The organism is Pseudomonas sp. Choline-02u-1 (assembly GCF_002836515.1).
In the GTDB taxonomy this organism is placed as follows: domain Bacteria; phylum Pseudomonadota; class Gammaproteobacteria; order Pseudomonadales; family Pseudomonadaceae; genus Aquipseudomonas.
Genome location: NZ_PJBC01000066.1, coordinates 183,904 through 204,506, shown reverse-complemented (window position 1 = coordinate 204,506; position 20,603 = coordinate 183,904). Strand labels below are relative to the sequence as shown.

General features: G+C 60.4%; 15 protein-coding genes. 4 read left to right on the top strand and 11 right to left on the bottom strand.

What is annotated here, in order from left to right; genetic code table 11:
* Positions 1 to 47 precede the first annotated feature (47 nt).
* Positions 48 to 3,179: a membrane-targeted effector domain-containing toxin gene (locus tag CXF97_RS25675; RefSeq protein WP_101162048.1), complete on the top strand. Its 3,132-nt coding sequence runs from the start codon at positions 48 to 50 to the stop codon at positions 3,177 to 3,179.
* A 91-nt stretch (positions 3,180 to 3,270) separates the two neighbouring features.
* On the opposite strand, the gene guaA is transcribed toward CXF97_RS25675, so the two are convergent.
* From guaA to CXF97_RS25650, 4 genes are all read right to left on the bottom strand, one after another.
* Entirely contained in the window at positions 3,271 to 4,848 is a 1,578-nt protein-coding gene (gene guaA / locus CXF97_RS25670) for a glutamine-hydrolyzing GMP synthase (protein ID WP_042608327.1), read from the bottom strand.
* An 80-nt stretch (positions 4,849 to 4,928) separates the two neighbouring features.
* Positions 4,929 to 6,398 carry an IMP dehydrogenase gene (guaB, locus tag CXF97_RS25665; RefSeq protein ID WP_101162046.1) on the bottom strand — a complete coding sequence of 490 codons (1,470 nt, stop codon included), beginning with the start codon at positions 6,396 to 6,398 and terminating at the stop codon, positions 4,929 to 4,931.
* A gap of 196 nt (positions 6,399 to 6,594) precedes the next feature.
* Positions 6,595 to 7,143 carry a sugar ABC transporter ATPase gene (locus tag CXF97_RS25655; RefSeq protein WP_101162045.1) on the bottom strand — a complete coding sequence of 183 codons (549 nt, stop codon included), beginning with the start codon at positions 7,141 to 7,143 and terminating at the stop codon, positions 6,595 to 6,597.
* Between the two features lie 82 nt (positions 7,144 to 7,225).
* Entirely contained in the window at positions 7,226 to 7,993 is a 768-nt protein-coding gene (locus CXF97_RS25650; protein ID WP_101162043.1) for a sulfite exporter TauE/SafE family protein, read from the bottom strand.
* A gap of 164 nt (positions 7,994 to 8,157) precedes the next feature.
* On the opposite strand from CXF97_RS25650, the gene xseA reads away from it, so the two are divergent.
* The 3 genes from xseA to leuA all read left to right on the top strand — a co-directional run bounded on the left by xseA (position 8,158) and on the right by leuA (position 12,520).
* Positions 8,158 to 9,537, top strand: a complete 1,380-nt coding sequence (gene xseA / locus CXF97_RS25645) for an exodeoxyribonuclease VII large subunit (protein WP_101162041.1) — start codon at positions 8,158 to 8,160, stop codon at positions 9,535 to 9,537.
* A gap of 3 nt (positions 9,538 to 9,540) precedes the next feature.
* The gene (locus tag CXF97_RS25640; protein WP_101162039.1) at positions 9,541 to 10,362 is read left to right on the top strand and encodes a peptidoglycan DD-metalloendopeptidase family protein; all 822 of its coding nucleotides are present in this window, start codon (positions 9,541 to 9,543) and stop codon (positions 10,360 to 10,362) included.
* A gap of 478 nt (positions 10,363 to 10,840) precedes the next feature.
* A complete protein-coding gene (leuA, locus tag CXF97_RS25630; protein WP_101162037.1) occupies positions 10,841 to 12,520 on the top strand; it encodes a 2-isopropylmalate synthase in 1,680 nt (559 codons plus the stop codon).
* A 144-nt stretch (positions 12,521 to 12,664) separates the two neighbouring features.
* Here leuA and CXF97_RS25625 read toward each other — a convergent pair whose 3' ends face one another.
* From CXF97_RS25625 to ispG, 7 genes are all read right to left on the bottom strand, one after another.
* Positions 12,665 to 13,456 (bottom strand): amidohydrolase, encoded by a 792-nt coding sequence (locus CXF97_RS25625; RefSeq protein ID WP_101162035.1) that lies wholly within the window; start codon positions 13,454 to 13,456, stop codon positions 12,665 to 12,667.
* Entirely contained in the window at positions 13,444 to 14,592 is a 1,149-nt protein-coding gene (locus tag CXF97_RS25620) for a pyridoxal phosphate-dependent aminotransferase (protein ID WP_101162033.1), read from the bottom strand. Before CXF97_RS25620 ends, CXF97_RS25625 begins: the two co-directional genes overlap by 13 nt.
* A gap of 153 nt (positions 14,593 to 14,745) precedes the next feature.
* On the bottom strand, positions 14,746 to 16,218 hold the full coding sequence (gene der / locus CXF97_RS25615; RefSeq protein WP_024014210.1) for a ribosome biogenesis GTPase Der: 1,473 nt from the start codon (positions 16,216 to 16,218) through the stop codon (positions 14,746 to 14,748).
* Positions 16,219 to 16,353: 135 nt separating this feature from the next.
* The gene (gene bamB / locus CXF97_RS25610) at positions 16,354 to 17,505 is read right to left on the bottom strand and encodes an outer membrane protein assembly factor BamB (protein ID WP_101162031.1); all 1,152 of its coding nucleotides are present in this window, start codon (positions 17,503 to 17,505) and stop codon (positions 16,354 to 16,356) included.
* Positions 17,498 to 18,139, bottom strand: a complete 642-nt coding sequence (locus tag CXF97_RS25605) for a tetratricopeptide repeat protein (protein WP_101162029.1) — start codon at positions 18,137 to 18,139, stop codon at positions 17,498 to 17,500. Before CXF97_RS25605 ends, bamB begins: the two co-directional genes overlap by 8 nt.
* A 41-nt stretch (positions 18,140 to 18,180) precedes the next feature.
* Positions 18,181 to 19,470 carry a histidine--tRNA ligase gene (gene hisS, locus CXF97_RS25600; protein ID WP_003227887.1) on the bottom strand — a complete coding sequence of 430 codons (1,290 nt, stop codon included), beginning with the start codon at positions 19,468 to 19,470 and terminating at the stop codon, positions 18,181 to 18,183.
* Between the two features lie 22 nt (positions 19,471 to 19,492).
* The gene (ispG, locus tag CXF97_RS25595) at positions 19,493 to 20,602 is read right to left on the bottom strand and encodes a flavodoxin-dependent (E)-4-hydroxy-3-methylbut-2-enyl-diphosphate synthase (protein ID WP_003185136.1); all 1,110 of its coding nucleotides are present in this window, start codon (positions 20,600 to 20,602) and stop codon (positions 19,493 to 19,495) included.
* Between the last annotated feature and the right edge of the window lies 1 nt (position 20,603).

The following is a 20,603-nucleotide window of genomic DNA, read 5'->3' as shown; positions in this document are numbered from 1 at the left end:
GCCAAACGGTCATGCTCGCTCCTTGTTTTCTCAAGGATGAAAAACCCATGACCGCTCCCGAACGCCGTCTGCTGCCCAACGCAGCAGACAAAACCGCCCTCAAAGCCCTCGCCACGACCATCGTGCAGACCTGCCCGGGTCTGTTTGAAGCCGCACGTCAAGTCGCCAGCGAACTGCTGGTGGCCAAAGGTCTGTCCGGCCTTGATCCCGACCGGGTGTATTTCCACCGCTTCAAAGCCGCGCAGAGCAACGCGCTGACCTTTACCGGTTGGGAACATTTGCTGGAAAAGCCTTACGAAACCCTCACTCTCACGCAACTGGTCATTCATCGTTTTCGCGCGACCGATCAAGATAACGCCGACCTGCTCGGCCTCTATTGCGGGTTTTATTCGGAGGGGCCGAACGCCGAGAATTTCAATCAAGACAATGAAGTGCGCTTGCTGGGCAGCGATGTTCTGAAGGTGTTCTGGGACGTCGATTTCAGCAAGCGCTACACCGAGCAATTGAGCAAATTCTGGCAAACTTCGTCGGATAATTTTCGTGTTCTGGCCAAGTGCAATTTCCTCAGTCAGGCGGTGCAGGCGCTGCAACAGAATGACCTTGGAGGCGACGATTTCCAACGCATCATCGCCTCGGTCATCGGGCCGATTACCTGGCCCGTGACCCTGCAAATATTGCGAGCGACCTACCCGGTCGGCGCTGAAGTACGCGCATTGGATGTCGATGGCCACGTTGCCACCGATGTGCTGCGTCTGGTGGAAAACAGCGGCCGGCAGACCCTTTACTTGCCGGGTGAAGCTCCGGCTTTTCGCCTGATGGACAGTGAGGCCAATCTGCACTGGTGGCTGCTTGAGCAGATGAATGCCGAGGACAAACGCAGCGCATTTCTCAAGCATTTCCCTCTCGCCGAGAGTCACCGCATCAGCGAAAACCTTACCGATTTGATGAACCGTCTGGTGAGCGCCTGGGGCCATAGCAATCACCAGATGATCAATCGCAGCAACGTCGCCGTCGCCGGTGATGCGTTCACTTGGTTAAGCGAATCGACACACAGCGCCATGGTCGCCGAGGCACAGCTGGCGCTGACCTCCAACAGCGACCTGCGCAAAAAACTCTGGATAGGTTATTTGAGCGCGGGTTTGAAAGTATTCGGCCCGATGGCAGCGGTGGGTTGGCCGGCAGCGTTGCCGTTGATCGGTGCCAGCATCGCCAACATGGGTCTGAACATCGATCAGGCCGTCAACGGCACCACAGCCGCCGAACGTAAAACGGGCCTTGCCAATGCAGTGCTCAACGGTATCGAAATTGTGCTGGATGTGCCGTTTCTGATCGGCACTGGCGCGCAGCTGGAAGTCGGCCCGCAAGTCGAGTTTGCCGAAGCCGAAGAAATGGCCGGGTTGGTCGAGTTCACTTCGGCGAACACGCCTCTCCTGCCGCCTGTAGAGCCGCCCCCAGCCACGCTGGTTGAAGAAGCCAGCACCGAATTGGCCAACGACATTCCCATCGAAACGCCTTCCGCCACATCCGTCCAGGCCTCGACGACTGCCGCTGCACAACAGGGACCCTCCGTGCCGGGGATTCCCGCCCGCTATCGGTGCAACGAGGTACTTGTATCGGACGCCGTTGAGTCGGCCCCTGGGAAATTTGAAGGTATCTACCGTCTCGACAAAGAGCCACGCTACGCGATCAGAATCGATGACGACGCGTACTACGTGCACTACTTTGCCGATTCCGAGGAGAGCGGCCACTGGGCGGTCGTCAATCCCGAGCGTCCCAATCAGTTCGCTTATTCGCTGCCGGTACGCTTCGGGGCTGGCGGCAAATGGGAGCGCATCCCTGCGTTGCGGCTCAGGGGCGGCGGTCAATGCGTGGGTAAGTCGTGCACACTGGATATTGAAACGACGCCCGAGCCGTCCACGACAACGCCCTCGGCGGAGCTGCATTTGGTCGAACCGGTTCCCGGGTCTGCTCGTCCGCTGCGTCTGGTGACGCCCCTCCACGACGTCATGGGGATGGACATGGCAGCGCTAAAAAGATGGGCGATGAATCTGCCTGAAACCTTCGCTACGCTGCCCAGCGCCGCTCACGGCAATCGGCCGATTGCTGAGGTGTTTGCCGCCTACTTCGGCGAAAGGCGTGCCATTCTGCTCAACGAGGCCAAGGAATTTTACTCGGAGCTGAACTGGACCAACCTGCCCGCCCGGCCGGTCATCCCGCCAATTACCTCCGCGATGACAATAGACGAACTGATCGATGGTATTTTCGCCAACAGCAGGGGGCTAGTGATTGGCGAGACGCTGGATCGCATCACTAGCATGGGGTTCATGATCGAAAACATGCCGCTGTTCGCACGGCACATCGATACCCTTTACGTGCGTGGATTGCTCAGTGATTTTGCTCAGACTGATCTCAACGACTTTCACATGTCGGGAGAGATGTCACAGGATCTGCGTACCTATCTGTCCAGCCTTGGCACCGACCCCGATGACCGGTTCAACGTCCTCGAGCTGGTCAGGACCGCGCAGGCCAACGGCGTCCGGGTTCACGGCCTCGACGTGGCGCAAAATTACAAACCGAAGGTACCCCTCACCTCGATTGAAGAGCAGATGATGCACGCCCGCCTGACCACCCGAATCATGTGGGGTGACGAAATCCTCAACAAACCGGGCAAATGGGTTGTATTGAGCGAAGCAACGAATACCAATAACTTCAGAAACCTGCCGGGCATCAGCGAACACATGGGCGGCATCGGTTTACGGATCGAGGAGGTGTCATCCGCCGAGGAAGCAGGCGTCAGTATCGATCCCGGGCTGGAAATCGCGCGCGGCCCGTTTGACAACGGCGCAACGACCCGTGCCTCAGTCGACGTGCTCTACGCTGACCTGCGTTTGCAGATCGAATCAGCTACGCCGCAATGGACACCCGCGGCGCAGGAAAAGCTGCTGCATCGCAATGGCATGTTTCTGATCGAAAAGAGCCAAAACGCCTACACACTGGTACGTCGCGACAGCTCAAGCAACATTGTGCGAACAACGGTCAATCGCAGAAGGGATGGCCAGGTTTACATATGGGCGCAGTCGTTGCCTCGAATCAGCGGCATCATGTTCCGTGACATCGCCGCGTTATCCCAGCGGCTGATAGAGATCGGCCTGACCCTGCAAAGTCGCCTGCCCACCTGAGCCGTTTTTCGGGATCATGAAACGAAAAAACCCTTGGCTTGAGGCCAAGGGTTTTTTGCTTACTCGATGCGTCGATCAGCGTGCAGCGGGATCACTCCCACTCAATCGTCGCCGGCGGCTTGCTCGACACGTCGTAGGTGACGCGCGAGATACCTTCGATTTCATTGATGATGCGGCCGGAGACGGTCTCCAGCAGTTCGTAAGGCAGGTGCGCCCAACGCGCGGTCATGAAGTCGATGGTTTCTACGGCACGCAGGGCCACGACCCACGCGTAACGCCGACCGTCGCCGACCACGCCGACCGATTTCACTGGCTGGAACACCACGAAAGCCTGGCTGACCTTGTGGTACCAGTCGGCCTTGCGCAGTTCTTCAATGAAGATGTGGTCGGCACGACGCAGCAGGTCGGCGTATTCCTTCTTCACTTCGCCGAGGATGCGCACGCCCAGACCCGGGCCCGGGAACGGGTGGCGGTAGACCATGTCGTACGGCAGGCCGAGTTCCAGGCCCAGACGACGGACTTCGTCCTTGAACAGTTCGCGCAGTGGCTCGACCAGTTTCAGGTTCATTTCTTCCGGCAGGCCGCCCACGTTGTGGTGCGACTTGATCACGTGGGCCTTGCCGCTTTTCGCGCCAGCCGACTCGATCACGTCCGGGTAGATGGTGCCCTGCGCGAGGTATTTGATGTTTTCCAGTTTATTGGACTGGGCATCGAATACGTCGATGAAGGTGCGACCGATGATCTTGCGTTTCTTCTCCGGGTCGGCTTCGCCGGCCAGGTTGTTGAGGAACTGCTCTTCGGCGTTGGCGCGGATCACCTTGACGCCCATGTTCTCGGCGAACATGGCCATCACTTGCTCGCCTTCGTGCAGACGCAGCAGGCCGTTATCGACGAAGACGCAGGTCAACTGATCGCCGATGGCCTTGTGCAGCAGCGCGGCAACCACCGAGGAGTCAACGCCGCCGGACAGGCCCAACAGGACGTTGTCGGTGCCGACCTGAGCGCGGATGTTGGCGATGGCGTCTTCAGCGATTTTCGATGGCGTCCACAGGGCTTCACAGCCGCAGATGTCGAGCACGAAACGCGAAAGGATGCGACCGCCCTGCTTGGTGTGGGTCACTTCCGGGTGGAACTGCACGCCGTAGTACGCGCGATCGTCGTTGAACATGCCGGCGATCGGGCAGCTCGGGGTGCTGGCGAGGATGTGGAAGTCTTCCGGCATCTTGGTGACCTTGTCACCGTGGCTCATCCACACGTCGAGGCCAAACAGGCCGTCGGCGTCGATGTGATCTTCGATGCCGTCGAGCAGGCGGCTCTTGCCGACCACGTCAACGCGAGCGTAACCGAACTCACGCAGTTCGGAACCTTCAACCTTGCCGCCCAGTTGCTCGGCCATGGTCTGCATGCCGTAGCAGATGCCGAACACCGGCACGCCCAGGTCGAACACCGCCTGCGGGCAGCGCGGGCTGTTGGCTTCGTGCACGGACTCGGGGCCGCCGGCGAGGATGACGCCTTTAGGGGCGAATTCGCGGATCGCATCTTCGTCCATGTCGAACGGGTGCAGTTCGCAGTACACGCCGATCTCGCGCACGCGGCGGGCAATCAGCTGGGTGTATTGCGAACCGAAGTCGAGGATCAGGATGCGGTGAGCGTGAATGTCGAGGGCCATGACTCATTCTCATGTAGTGAATCAGAAACAACTCGGGGCTGAATGAACAGCCCCGGTGATTTAACGTTTTGCTGGAAGCCTCAACCTACGCGGTAGTTCGGCGCTTCCTTGGTGATCTGCACGTCGTGAACGTGGGATTCGGCCATGCCGGCGCCAGTGATCCGCACGAATTCGGGCTTGGTGCGCATTTCTTCGATGTTGGCGCTGCCGGTGTAACCCATCGAGGAACGCAGGCCGCCCATCAACTGGTGAATGATCGCGCTCAGGGTGCCCTTGTACGGCACACGGCCTTCGATGCCTTCCGGAACCAGTTTCTCGGCGCCTGCCGAGGAGTCCTGGAAGTAACGGTCGGACGAGCCTTGCGCCTGGGACATGGCGCCCAGCGAGCCCATGCCGCGATAAGCCTTGTACGAACGGCCCTGGAACAGTTCGATCTCGCCCGGGGCTTCTTCAGTACCGGCGAACATCGAACCCATCATCACGCAGGACGCACCGGCGACGATGGCCTTGGACAGGTCACCGGAGAAACGGATGCCGCCGTCGGCGATCAACGGCACGCCGGTGCCTTCAAGGGCGGCGGCGACGTTGGCGATGGCACTGATTTGCGGCACGCCGACGCCAGCAACGATACGGGTGGTGCAGATCGAGCCTGGGCCGATACCGACCTTGACTGCGTCGGCGCCCGCTTCGGCCAAGGCCTTGGCGGCAGCGCCGGTGGCGATGTTGCCGCCGATCACCTGCACTTCAGGGAAGTTCTCCTTGACCCAGCGAACGCGGTCGATCACGCCCTTGGAGTGACCGTGCGCGGTGTCGACCACCACCACGTCAACGCCGGCGTTGACCAGTGCGGTCACGCGATCACCGGTGTCTTTACCGGTGCCGACCGCAGCGCCAACGCGCAGACGACCTTGATCGTCCTTGCTGGCCAGCGGGTAGGCTTTGGCTTTTTCGATATCGTTGACGGTCATCATGCCTTTGAGGGCGAATTTGTCGTCGACGATCAGCACGCGCTCGATGCGGTGCTTGTGCAGCAGTTCACGGACGTCGTTCTTGTCGGCGCCTTCCTTGACCGTGACCAGACGCTCTTTGGGCGTCATCACTTCGCGGACGATGGCTTCCAGACGGTTTTCGAAACGTACGTCGCGGGAGGTGACGATGCCGACCAGGTCGCCATCGTGCAATACCGGAACGCCGGAAATGTTGTGCAGACGGGTCAGTTCGAACAGATCACGCACCGTGGCATCGGCCTCGATGGTGATGGGATCCTTGACCACACCGGCTTCGAACTTCTTGACCTTGCGCACTTCGGCAGCTTGCTGCTCGATGGTCATGTTCTTGTGGATAATGCCGATGCCACCTTCCTGAGCCATGGCGATTGCCAGACGGGCTTCAGTAACGGTGTCCATGGCGGCAGAAACCAGAGGAATATTCAGTTCGATGCCACGGGTAAGACGGGTCTTGAGACTGACTTCGTTGGGAAGCACCTCGGAATAACCGGGCACTAGGAGAATGTCGTCGAATGTCAGAGCTTCTTGGCTGATACGCAGCATCGCGGGGGCTCCCGAGCGGGAAAATGGAAGCGCGCCATTATAGTCAGACACCCCCTGCTGTTCAATGTAAAACTCAGCCTAATTGATAGATGGAAAACCTGGCTTTCTGTAGGAGCTGCCGAAGGCTGCGATCTTTTGACTTTGCTTTTCAAAGGCAGGATCAAAAGATCGCAGCCTTCGGCAGCTCCTACTGGGATCAGAGCTCGACCTTTACCCAACTTACAGGTTGATCGAGCCAATCGGCGAACTCGTCGATAAAGCTCTGCTTGAACCCCGCCTCCAGCCAATTATTGAAAATGAAGCCGAGGTTGGAAAACGCGCATTCCTGCAAAAACAGGAAACCGTTGATGTCGTCTTCATGCCCGCATTCGGGGCAGGTGAAATTGTCGGTGCGACCTGGAAACCAGTCCTCGAGACTTTCGAACAGTGCCTCGCCGACTTCGCGGCGGCACTCGGCGCAACCGGCTTCTTCGAGGAAGCCTTTGGCCGGGGTATAGATGCAGCGCTTGGTGACAATTTCCAGGCCATTGATCGGCTCACCGAACGGCAGCGCCTCGGGGTGCAGCACCACTGCGCGGGCGCCGTCGGCGATGGCGTGCGCCATGCGGTTGCCGGTGCGCCCGCAGGTGGTCAGTTGTTCTTCGATGATGTTCTTGCGCACCAGCCAACGCACGATCGCCCGCGCCCGGGGTTCGTGCACCGGCAGGGTGGAGATTTTCGGGACGATGATGCTTTGCGAGTTCATGGAGAGTCCTGCGGTATGGCTTCTGACGCCTTCGCGAGCAGGCGTTCCAAAGGCCGGCAGCTTAATCCCTCAAGAAATTCGGTCAAGTGCTGAAATAACGCACGATCAACGCGATTCCGCTGGCCAGCACCAGCCACGTCACCAGCCGCACAAATGCCTCGCGCGAAAGCCTCATGCTCAAACGCCGGCCGATCCACAAGCCCAGTGCCATCGCCGGTAACAGACACAGGGCCAGCATCAACAAGGGTAGCTCGGCATAGACACCGGCGATGACAAACAGACTCAAACGCACCACGGTGCTGCAACTGATCAACGCACTTTGCGTGGCCCGCGCAGCCTCTTTGGGCAAGCGACTGTTCAGATAGATCGCATACAAAAAACCGCCGCTGCCAAACAACGCACCGAACAATCCGCCCACCGTGCCCATGGGCACGGCCCACGCCGCCGACAACTGTGCCGGCCGCGCTTTCACCCACAGGCTGTAAACCGCATAGGCGCTGATAAACAGGCCCATCAACAGCAGCAACAGATCGGATTTGAGATTCAGCAGGAAGATCACCCCCAGCGTGCAGCCGATCGCCATGCACGGCAGCAGCCTGAGCAACTCCGCTCTGGCCACGTCCCGCCGCGAAGGCAGCAGATTGCCGAACGCCGCAACGAAATCCAGCAACACCAGCAGCGGCACGATTTTCGACAGCGGCATGAACAGGATCAGAATCGGCCCCGCCACCAGCGCCGTGCCGAAACCGGCAATACCAAAGACGATGTAGGCCAAGGCAATGGCCAGCCCGATAGCCGCCCAACCGCCCGCGCCCCACGTCCACGCCCCCAACAGTTCCATCATGCTCATCACTGCATTTCCTTAACAAGTTACCAATACTCCCCTGTAGGAGCTGCCGAAGGCTGCGATCTTTTGATCTTGATGCTAAAAAAACAAGATCAAAAGATCGCAGCCTTCGACAGCTCCTACAGGGTTCGTGCAATGAGCAGAAGAATGCCTTTAAACTGCGCCCCATGATTAAAGATCCCTTCGCAAGACTTGGCCTGGACCGAGAAATCCTGACCGTCAGCCAGCTCAACGGCCGCGCGCGGGTGTTGCTCGAAGACGTGTTCAGCAACATCTGGGTAGAAGGCGAAATTTCCAACCTTGCGCGCCCGGCGTCCGGTCACGTCTACTTCACCCTCAAGGACAGCGGCGCGCAGGTGCGTTGCGCGTTGTTCCGGCAGAACGCCGCGAGAGTGCGTCAGGCATTGAAAGATGGTCTGGCGGTCAAGGTGCGCGGCAAGGTTTCGCTGTTCGAAGGCCGTGGCGACTATCAACTGATCCTCGACACCGTTGAACCTGCCGGTGACGGTGCGCTGCGTCTGGCCTTCGATGCGCTGAAGGAAAAGCTCAGCGCCGAAGGCTTGTTCAGTGCCGAACGCAAAGTGCCGCTGCCCGCGCACCCGCAACGCATCGGCATCATCAGTTCGCCGACCGGCGCAGTGATTCGCGACATCATCAGCGTGTTCCGCCGCCGTGCGCCGCAGGTGCAACTGACCCTGATTCCGACCGCCGTACAGGGCCGCGAAGCCACTGCGCAAATCGTCCGCGCTCTGAAAATGGCCGATGCCCGTGGCTTCGATGCGCTGATCCTCGCCCGTGGCGGCGGCTCGCTGGAAGACCTCTGGTGCTTCAACGAAGAAGCCGTGGCGCGCGCGGTCGATGCCTGCGTAACGCCGATCGTCAGCGCCGTCGGCCATGAAACCGATGTGTCGATCAGCGACTTTGTTGCCGACGTCCGCGCACCGACACCCTCGGCGGCCGCCGAACTGCTCGCCCCGGATTCCAGCCATCTGATCCGTCAGGTCGAGAGCCTGCATCGACGTTTGGTGATGCGCATGCGCGATCGCTTGATGCGTGATCGCCTGCGTCTGGAAGGCATGGCCAGACGGCTGCGGCATCCTGGCGAACGTCTGCGTCAGCAGGCCCAGCGCCTCGACGATCTGGACATGCGCATGCGCCGGGCCTTCGAGCGCAGTCTCAATACCCGCCGCGAACGCCTGATCCGCCTGGAAACCCGCCTCGCCGGGCAACACCCGGGACGCCAATTGGCCATGCTCCGTCAGCGCCTCGACAGCCTCGCCGAACGCCTGCCCCGTGCCATGCGCGATGGCCTGAAACAACGTCGTCAGCAATTGCACAGTCAGATGCAGACCCTGCATGTGGTCAGCCCGTTGGCGACCCTCGGTCGCGGTTACAGCATCCTGCTCGACGAGCGTGGCCACGCGATTCGCAACGCCGCGCAGACCCACACCGGCCAACGCCTGAAAGCCAAACTGGGCGAAGGCGAATTGCAAGTGCGCGTCGAGGATAACCACCTGACGCCCGTCACCCTCTCTTTACTGGACTGATCCATGCCGCGTTTTCTTGCTCCGCTGCTGTTGCTCTGCCTGGCTTTCAATGCTCACGCCGACAGTTACATCACTCGCCTGTTGAACAAACCGGTGCCGGGCGGCGTCGCCGTGGTGGATCTGGGCGCGGCAGCACAAGCGCCGAAAGCCACGTATCAGGGCAAACCGGTGCTGGTGGTGAAAGAACAGAACAACTGGCTGGCGATTGTCGGCGTACCGCTGACGGTCAAGCCCGGTGCACAGCAAATCAGCAGTGGCGGGCGCAATCTGCCCTTCACCGTCGGCAGCAAGAAGTACCCGGAACAGCACATCACCCTGAAGAACAAACAGCAGGTCAACCCGAACGCAGACAACCTCAAGCGCATCGAGGGTGAACTGGCGGAACAGATCGCGGCTTACCGCAGTTTCAGCCCGAACACGCCGAGCAACCTGCTGCTGGACAAACCGGTGAACGGGCCGCTGTCGAGCAAGTTCGGCGTGCGCCGTTTCTTCAACGGTGAAGAGCGAAATCCTCATGCGGGCCTGGATTTCGCGGTACCGGCCGGGACGCCAATCAAGACGCCGGCGGCGGGCAAGGTGATTCTGATCGGCAATTACTTCTTCAACGGCAATACCGTGTTCGTGGACCATGGCCAGGGCTTTATCAGCATGTTCTGTCACATGTCGAAGATCGATGTGAAGAACGGCCAGCAATTGGCTCGTGGCGCAGTGGTGGGCAAGGTCGGCGCGACCGGCCGCGCGACAGGTCCGCATATGCACTGGAACGTCAGCCTGAATGATGCGCGGGTCGATCCGGCGATTTTCATTGGCGCGTTCCAACCCTGAATATTGTGTGGAGGCTGCTGGCCTCTTCGCGGGCAAGCCCGCTCCCACAGTGTCCGTGTCGTACAAAAATCTCATGTACACCCGAATAACCTGTGGGAGCGGGCTTGCCCGCGAAGGCGCCCTGACCAGCACCACAAGGCCCCATGACACACCGCCGGCTCGATTGCGCCCCTACCAAGCCCCACGCAAAAATAACGATACTCGAGTGAATCAGGCGCAATAAAATCGCGCAAAATCGCGACTTTCGGGTATTCCTCTCAATTTTTTCCGACTGCTTGCCATCCTTCCCCCTCGCGGTTAGGGTTGAGGCCATGAAAACCTCTCACACCCTCATTCAGCTTCGCCAGCACCGCAGCCTGTGCCTCGTCAGCGCACGACTGCCAGGCTGAATCGCTGCGCCTCGTCCCACGCTTTCCCAAGAACATTCGTTCAACCGGCAGGCCGCCTCTTTTCGGCCCAGACAACAAGGAATTTCCCGATGAGCATGCTCAAAGACCCGTCTTCGAAATACCGCGCGTTTCCCGTCATCAACCTGCCGGATCGCACCTGGCCGTCGAAGACCATCGACACCGCGCCGATCTGGTGCAGCTCCGACCTGCGTGACGGCAACCAGTCGCTGATCGAACCGATGGACGCGGCGAAGAAGCTGCGCTTCTGGAAAACCCTGGTGCAGGTCGGCGTGAAAGAAATCGAAGCATCGTTCCCGGCGGCTTCGCAAACCGACTTCGACTTTGTGCGTACGCTGATCGAAGAAGGCCACATCCCGGATGACACCACCATTCAGGTGCTGACCCAGGGCCGTGAAGATCTGATCGAGCGCACCTTCGAATCCCTGCGCGGGGCGAAGAAAGCCATCGTTCACCTGTACAACGCCACCTCGCCTTCTTTCCGTCGCATCGTCTTCAACCAGGACAAGGACGGCATCAAGGCCATCGCGGTCAACGCCGCCAAACTGTTCGTCAAATACGCAGCGATGCAGCCAGAGACCGAGTGGACCTTCGAATACTCACCGGAAACCTTCAGCGCCACCGAGCTGGAATTCGCCAAGGAAGTCTGTGACGCGGTGATCGAGGTGTGGAACCCGACGCCTGAGCACAAGATGATCCTCAACCTGCCGGCCACCGTTGAATGCGCAACGCCGAACGTCTACGCCGACCAGATCGAGTGGTTCGGTCGCAAGATCAACCGTCGTGACAGCGTGATCATCAGCCTGCACACCCACAACGACCGTGGCACAGGCGTCGCGGCCACCGAGCTGGGCCTGATGGCCGGCGCCGATCGCGTCGAAGGCTGCCTGTTCGGCAACGGCGAGCGCACCGGCAACGTCGACCTCGTCACCGTCGCGCTGAACATGTACACCCAGGGCGTGAACCCTGAGCTGGATTTCTCCGACATCGACGGCGTGCGCAAGGTCGTCGAAGAGTGCAACCAGATCCAGGTGCACCCGCGTCATCCGTATGTGGGCGACCTGGTGCACACCGCGTTCTCCGGCTCGCACCAGGATGCCATCCGCAAGGGCTTCGCCCAGCAGAAACCGGACACCCTGTGGGAAGTGCCATACCTGCCGATCGACCCGGCCGACATTGGTCGCAGCTATGAGGCGGTGATCCGCGTCAACAGCCAGTCGGGCAAGGGCGGCATCGCCTACTTGCTGGAGCAGGAATACGGCATCAGCCTGCCGCGTCGCATGCAGATCGAGTTCAGCCAGGTGGTGCAGCGTGAAACCGATCGCTTGGGCCTGGAGATGACCGCCAAGCAGATTCACTCGCTGTTGATCAGCGAATACCTGCAGGCCAACACCCCGTACGCGCTGGTCAGCCATCGTCTGCAGGAAGAAAACGGCAACAGCGCCGTCGAAGTGGAAGTGGCCAGCAAAGGTCAGGGCGAAACCAACCTGCACTGGCGCGGCAAAGGTAACGGCGCGCTGGAGGCATTGGTGGCCGGTCTGCCGGTTCCGGTGGAGATCATGGACTACAACGAACACGCGATCGGCGCCGGCACCAACGCCAAAGCGGCGGCCTACATCGAACTGCGCGTGAACGGTGAACGTGCGGTGCACGGCGTGGGGATCGATGAAAACATCACCACCGCCAGCTTCAAGGCACTGTTCAGCGCACTGAACCGCTCGCTGAGCCAGCCAGACGCGAAAGCAGCGTAATCGACCGCTGAAACGCGAAAGGCCCCGGAGTGTGAGCTCCGGGGCCTTTTTGTTGTAGATCAAAGGATCGCAGCCTTCGGCAGCTCCTACATTGGGACGGCGTACATCCTGTAGGAGCTGCCGAAGGCTGCGATCTTTTGCTTTTCAGGTGAACTCGAAGGTGTCGGCATCCAGGTTTGCCGGAAAGCGTTCACGATAAGCCGCCAACGGCGCCGCTTCCAGAATCACCTGGAACACGCCATCCGCCTCCCCCGCCGCCAGCAACGTCTCGCCCTGGAAATCCAGCACCTGACTGTCACCGGTATACGCAAAGCCCTTGCCATCGCTGCCGACCCGGTTCACCGCCGCCACGTAGCAGAGGTTTTCAATCGCTCGGGCCGGCAGCAGGCGATTCCAGTGCAGACGCCGTGCGCCCGGCCAGTTGGCGGTGTACAGCAGCAGATCGGTGTCCTGCGCATCGCGGCTCCACACCGGGAAGCGCAGGTCGTAGCAGATCAGCGGACGAATCCGCCAGCCCTTGAGCTCGAACTGCACCTGCCGCTCGCCGGGCGTGTAATGGTTGTGCTCGCCAGCCATGCGGAACAGGTGACGCTTGTCGTAATGCAGCACTTCGCCGTCCGGCCGCGCCCACAGCAAGCGATTGCGATGGCTGCCGTCAGCCGCCTGAATAATCACGCTGCCAGTGATGACCGCATCGAATTTCGCCGCCTGCGCTCGCAGCCATTTGCTGGTCGGGCCGTTTTCGGCTTCGGCGAGGGTTTCCGACTCCATGGAAAAACCGGTAGTGAACATTTCCGGCAGGATGATCAGATCGGCCCCACGGGCCTGCTCCAGCAACAGCTCGAAATGCTCGAGGTTGGCCTGGCGGTCGTGCCAGGCCAGGCTGGTCTGAACCAGCGCCAGAGTCAGGTCTGGCAAAGCACTCAAATCACGCATAGTTTCGCCGCCGCTTCACGCAGCGTCTCCTCGCGTTTGGCAAAGCACAGCCGTATCAAGCGCTGGCCTTGCGGTGGATTCTGGTAGAACACCGACACCGGAATGCTCGCGACACCGTGCTCGCGAGTCATCCACGTGGCCATGTCGACATCATTCAGATCAGGACGGATCTGTGAATAATCAACCAACTGGAAATAAGTGCCACTGGCACGGGTGAAGCTGAACCGCGACGGCGCGAGCAGATCGCAAAACAGATCGCGCTTGGCCTGATAGAAACCCGGCAATTGTTCAACGTGCTCGGGGTGCTCGGCCATGTAATCGGCCAGCGCGTATTGCAGCGGTGTGACGCCACAGAAACTCACGTATTGATGCACCTTGCGCAACTCGGCCGTCAGCGCTGGCGGGGCGACGACATAGCCGGTTTTCCAGCCGGTGACGTGGTAAGTCTTGCCGAACGAGCTGATCACGAACGCGCGCTGATAGAGCTCTTCATGGGCGAGCACGCTGACATGCGGCACGCCGTCGAACACCAGGTGTTCGTAGACTTCGTCGCTGATCAGATAGATGTCGCGATCACGGATCAAGGCCGCCAGTTGATCGAGCTCGTCGCGGCTGATCAATGCGCCGCTGGGGTTATGCGGGGTGTTGATGACGATCATTTTAGTGCGCGGGCTCAGGGCCGCGGCGAGCTGGTCGAAATCGATGGAAAAATCGTCCGGATTCAAGTGCACATGCACGCAACGACCACCCGCCAGCTCCGTCGCCGGCGCGTAGCTGTCGTAGCATGGATCAAACACGATGACTTCGTCGCCACTGTGGATAACGGCCTGAATCGCGCAGAAGATCGCTTGGGTCGCGCCGGGCGTTACCGTCACTTCATGATCGGCATCGACATTCACGCCATAGCTGCGGGCGATCTTGGCCGCGATCTGCTGGCGCAACGCCGGCAACCCGGTCATCGGCGAATACTGATTATGGCCACTGGCGATATGCCGCCCGACCGCATCACGCAGCGACTGCGGCCCGTCAAAATCCGGAAAACCCTGCGACAGGTTGATCGCGCCGGTCTGCGCCGCGAGCTGAGACATCTGCGTGAAAATAGTGATGCCGACATTCGGCAGCTTGCTGGTGATCATCGGGGGTTCTCTCTCGACACCCGGCTCTGACGACGGCTCGGGAGAGCCCGAGGATAGCCCATCCGGCGCCCATAAAAAAAGGGCGCCAACCGGCGCCCTTCTCTCTGACTGATCGTTCCCACGCTCTGCGTGGGAACGATCCTGCAAGCGACGTTATTTCTTGTCGCGGCGCTTCTTGCTGGCTTTCTTGTTGTGCGACATCAAGCGCCGCTTCTTGTTGACCTGGCGGTCGGTCAGCGTGTTCTTGTTGCCTTCGTACGGGTTCTCGCCGCCCTTGAACTCGATGCGGATCGGCGTACCGACCAGCTTGAGTACACGACGGTAAGTGTTCTCCAGATAGCGCACGTACGACTTCGGCACTTTCTCGATCTGGTTACCGTGGATCACGATGATCGGCGGGTTCGCGCCACCCAAGTGAGCGTAACGCAGCTTGATCCGGCGGTTGTTGACCATCGGCGGTGCGTGCTCGCCCACCGCATCTTCGAGAATCTGGGTGAGGCGGTTGGTCGGCCAGCGGGTCACAGCGGACTTGAACGAGTTCTGCACCGAAGCGTAGAGGTTGCCCACGCCCGTGCCGTGCAGCGCCGAGATGAAGTGAATGTCGGCGTAGTCGACGAAGAACAGCCGGCGTTGCAGCTCGACTTTGACGAAGTCGCGCTCGCTCGGCGTCATGCCGTCCCACTTGTTGATCGCGATGACCAACGCACGACCGGATTCGATCGCGAAGCCCAGCAGGTTGAGGTCGTGGTCGACCACACCTTCGCGGGCGTCCATGACGAAGATCACCACGTTGGCGTCTTTGATCGCCTGCAGGGTTTTGACCACGGAGAACTTTTCGACTTCTTCGTGGATCTTGCCGCGCTTGCGCACACCGGCGGTGTCGATCAGCGTGTACTTCTCTTCATTGCGCTCGAACGGAATGTAGATGCTGTCGCGGGTAGTGCCCGGCTGGTCATACACGATGACCCGGTCTTCACCGAGCATGCGGTTGACCAGGGTCGACTTGCCGACGTTCGGACGACCGATGATGGCGATCTTGATTCCGTCTTTTTCGCTCGGACCAGGAATGCGCTTGGCTTCCTCGCCTTCGGCAACGACTTCTTCCTCTTCGCCTTCAGCCGGCTCGTCATCATCGCGCGGGAATTCGCTCAGAGCGGCTTCCAGCAATTGCGTGATGCCACGGCCGTGGGCGCCGGCGATCGGGATCGCGTGGCCCATGCCCAGCGGGGCGAATTCGGCGCGGGCCATTTCCGGGTCGATGTTGTCGACCTTGTTGGCAACCACGTGGGAACGCTTGTTACGTTTGCGCAAATGCTCGGCGATCATCTGGTCGGCAGCGGTAAAACCGGCCTTGGCATCTACCAGAAACAGCACCACATCGGCTTCTTCGATGGCCAGCAGCGACTGCTCGGCCATTTTTTCGTCCATACCATGTTCGTCACCGGAGATACCGCCGGTGTCGATCAGAATGTAGGAACGCCCTTGCCACTTGGCCTCACCGTACTGGCGATCACGGGTCAGACCGGACAGGTCGCCGACGATGGCGTCGCGAGTCCGAGTCAGGCGGTTGAACAAGGTGGACTTGCCGACGTTCGGTCGGCCCACCAGGGCGATTACGGGAACCATGCGGCTCTCCACTGCGTTATTTCAGAAAATACAAAAGCCGCTGCGAGGCAGCGGCTGGTGCTCGGGGCAACACCCGGAGGCGCTGCAAACTCTGCTGATGCAGGGCCGCTTGGGGATCAACCCCAAGCATAGTTGTTACTTGATGGTCAGGGCTTCCAGTTTGCCGCTGTTGCCATACACATAAATCGTGTCGCCCACCACCAGCGGACGAGCACGCAGGCCGTCGCTGTCGATGCGCTCACGGCCGACGAAACGACCGTCAACCTGGCTGAGCAGGTGCAGATAACCTTCCAGGTCACCCACAGCTACATAGCTGGAGAACACTTCCGGAGCCGACAGCTGACGGCGAGCCAGCGCATCGTTGCTCCACAGTGCGGTGGTCGAACGCTCGTCGACGCCTTCAACGGTGCCCGAGGACAGGCTCACGTAGACGCTGCCGAAACCCTGAGCGATACCGGCGTAGCTCGACGCATCGCGCTGCCACAGTTGACGACCGCTTTCCAGGTCCAGTGCCGCCACGCGACCCTGATAACTGGCCACATACAGCGTGCCGCCGGACAGCAGCAGACCGCCGTCGATGTCGACCACGCGCTCCAGTTCCGAACGACCCTGTGGAATGGCGATGCGTTGTTCCCACACCGGCACGCCGTTGGAGATGTCCAGAGCGACCACTTTACCCGTCGACAGGCCAGCCAGCGCCAGACGGTTGGTGACCAGCGGAGCACTGGTGCCACGCAGGGTCAGGACAGCCGGAGTGCTGTCATACACCCAACGCTGGTTGCCGGTGGCCGCGTCCAGACCGATCAGACGATCGTCCTGAGTCTGCACAACGACGACGTCGCCATTGTTGGCCGGCGGCGCGAGGACTTCACTGTTGACGCGCGCACGCCACTTCTCTTCACCATTGCTGGTGTCCAGAGCGACGACTTCGCCACGCAGGGTACCGATCAGTACCAGACCGTAACCCACGCCAACGGCGCCGGAGACAGGCAGTTCCAGATCCTGGTCCCACTTCACGTCACCGTTGCTGCGATCCAGTGCCATCACCACACCGGTCACATCGGCGGCGTAGATGGTGTCACCGTCAATCGCCGGCACCAGCATGTTGTAGGTTTCACCCTGACCGTCACCGATCGAGCGACTCCACTGCTTCTGCAGAACCACTTCTTCCTTGAAGTCGGTCAGTTCAGCCGGTGGCAGTTCTTTCTTGCTGTTGCTGCTGCAACCCGCGGCCAGAAGGGCCAGAGCCAGCAATGCTGCATGCTTCCAACGGATCACGTCACGCATCCCCTTTGGCCAGGTCGTCGAGCTTGATTTGAAGGCCACCGACTGCCGCTTCATCCGACAGTGCCGCCTTGGCTTTTTGATACGCCTTGTTCGCGTCATCGGTACGGCCCAAGCGCACCAGCAGGTCGCCCTTGAGTTCTTCGCGAGTGGCCAGGAACGCTTTGTCGGCATCGCCGTCGAGCAGTTTCAGGGCGTCTTCGGCCTTGTCCTGCGCGCCCAGCACCTGCGCCAGACGCTGACGGGCAATCTCGCCCAGCGCCGGGTTGGCCGGTTTGTCGACGATGGCTTTGAGTTCAGCGGCTGCGTCGTCCAGCTTGCCGCTGTCGACCGCGACTTTGGCGACAAACAGGCTGCCGTATTGCGCGTAAGCCGAACCGCCGTATTCGCTGTTGAGCTTGCCGGCCAGATCCGCAACGCGCGCGGCATCGGGCTTGCCGTCAGGCGTGAGGGTGGTTTCCAGCAATTGCTGATAGAGCACCGAGGCGCCTTGCGACTGGTTGCTCTGGTATTTGTGATAAGCCTGCCAGCCGAACACGATGACCAGCGCCAACAGGCCGCCGGTGACCAGAGGTTTGCCGTTGCGTGTCCACCAGTCCTTCAAATCCGCCAACTGTTCGTCTTCGGTACTCGACACCCCAATACTCCTTAATCGCTAAATCGGCTGTTAAGACAGCTTCAACCCTGCACGACGCAGGTGGCCAGGTGAGCGGCGAGCGCATCCCAGGCAATGCTTTGTTGTTCGCCCTGGCCACGCAGGGGTTTGAAACCTACCACTTGCTGGGCCATTTCGTCGTCACCGAGGATCAGCGCGTACAGCGCACCGCTCTTGTCGGCCTTCTTGAACTGGCTTTTGAAACTGCCGGCGCCGGCATTGACTTGCAGACGCAGGTTTGGAAGCTGATCGCGAACCCGCTCGGCCAGAGCCAGACCGGCCAACTCAGCCTGCTCACCGAAGGCGCAGAGGTAGACGTCGACCTGACGGGAGATTTCTTCCGGGATCTGCTCGAGGGTTTCGAGCATCAACACCAGACGCTCGATGCCCATGGCGAAACCGACGCCCGCGGTTGGCTTGCCGCCCATCTGCTCGACCAGACCGTCGTAACGGCCGCCCGCGCACACGGTGCCCTGAGCGCCGAGCTTGTCGGTGACCCATTCGAAAACTGTTTTGCTGTAGTAATCGAGGCCGCGCACCAGTTTCGGGTTGAGCACATAAGGAATGCCGACGGCATCCAGACGCGCCTTCAGGCCTTCGAAGTGAGCCCGGGACTCGTCGTCGAGGTAATCGGCCATTTTCGGCGCATCGACCAGCACGGCCTGGGTGTCGGCATTTTTCGTGTCGAGCACGCGCAGCGGGTTGGTTTTCAGGCGACGCTGGCTGTCTTCGTCGAGCTTGTCGTGGTGCGCCGAGAGGTACTCGACCAGCGCTTCACGATAGCGACCGCGGGACTCGCTGGTGCCGAGGCTGTTGAGTTCGAGCTTGACCGCATCACGGATACCCAGCTCGCCCCACAGGCGCCAGGTCATGATGATCAGCTCGGCGTCGATGTCCGGACCGTCGAGGTTGAACACCTCAAGACCGATCTGGTGGAACTGGCGATAACGGCCTTTTTGCGGACGCTCGTGGCGGAACATCGGGCCGATGTACCAGAGTTTCTGCACCTGACCGCCACCGGTGATGCCGTGTTCGAGCACAGCGCGCACGCACGCCGCAGTGCCTTCCGGACGCAGGGTCAGCGAGTCGCCGTTGCGGTCTTCGAAGGTGTACATCTCTTTTTCGACGATATCGGTGACTTCGCCGATCGAGCGCTTGAACAGCTCGGTGAATTCGACGATCGGCATGCGGATCTGCTTGTAACCGTAGTTATCCAGCAGACGCGCAACAGTGCCCTCGAAATAACGCCACAGCGGGGTCTGTTCGGGCAGGATGTCGTTCATGCCACGAATGGCTTGCAGAGACTTGCTCACAAAATTTCCTTAATTCGTTCGATCAGCCGCGCGCGATAACGGCAGCGTCGGCTTCGACCTTTTCGGCCGCTTTCTGGCGGATCAGCCGCTCCAGCTCATCCACCAGATTGTCATTCGTCAGTTTCTGCGACGGCTTGCCATCGATGTAAATCAGGTTTGGCGTGCCGCCGGTCAAGCCGATATGGGCTTCCTTGGCTTCGCCGGGGCCGTTGACCACGCAACCGATCACCGCGACATCCAGCGGCACCAGCAGGTCTTCAAGGCGCCCTTCCAGCTCGTTCATGGTTTTCACCACATCGAAGTTCTGCCGCGAGCAGCTCGGGCAGGCGATGAAGTTGATGCCACGGGAACGCAGATGCAAAGACTTGAGAATGTCGTAACCGACCTTCACTTCCTCGACCGGGTCGGCCGCCAGCGAGATGCGGATAGTATCGCCAATCCCTTCGGCGAGCAGCATACCTAGGCCCACGGCGGATTTCACCGTGCCCGAGCGCAAACCACCGGCTTCAGTGATGCCGAGGTGCAGCGGCTGGACGATTTCTTTCGCCAGCAAACGGTAGGCTTCGACGGCCATGAACACGTCGGAGGCCTTCACGCTGACCTTGAAGTCCTGGAAATTCAGGCGTTCGAGGTGTTCAACGTGGCGCAGGGCGGACTCGACCAATGCGGCCGGGGTCGGCTCGCCATATTTCTTCTGTAGGTCTTTTTCCAGGGAACCGGCGTTGACGCCGATGCGAATTGGAATGCCACGATCGCGGGCTGCATCGACCACGGCACGCACACGGTCTTCACGACCGATGTTGCCCGGGTTGATGCGCAAGCAGTCGACGCCCAGCTCGGCCACGCGCAGAGCGATCCTGTAGTCGAAGTGGATGTCGGCCACCAACGGCACTTTGACCAGTTGCTTGATCTTGCCGAACGCCTCGGCGGCGTCCATGTCGGGTACCGAAACGCGAACGATATCGACGCCGGCAGCTTCCAGACGATTGATCTGCGCCACGGTCGCGGCGACGTCATTGGTGTCGCTGTTGGTCATGCTCTGCACAGCGATCGGCGCGTCGCCGCCCACCGGTACGTTGCCGACCCAGATCTTGCGCGATTCGCGACGTTTGATTGGAGATTCGCCGTGCATG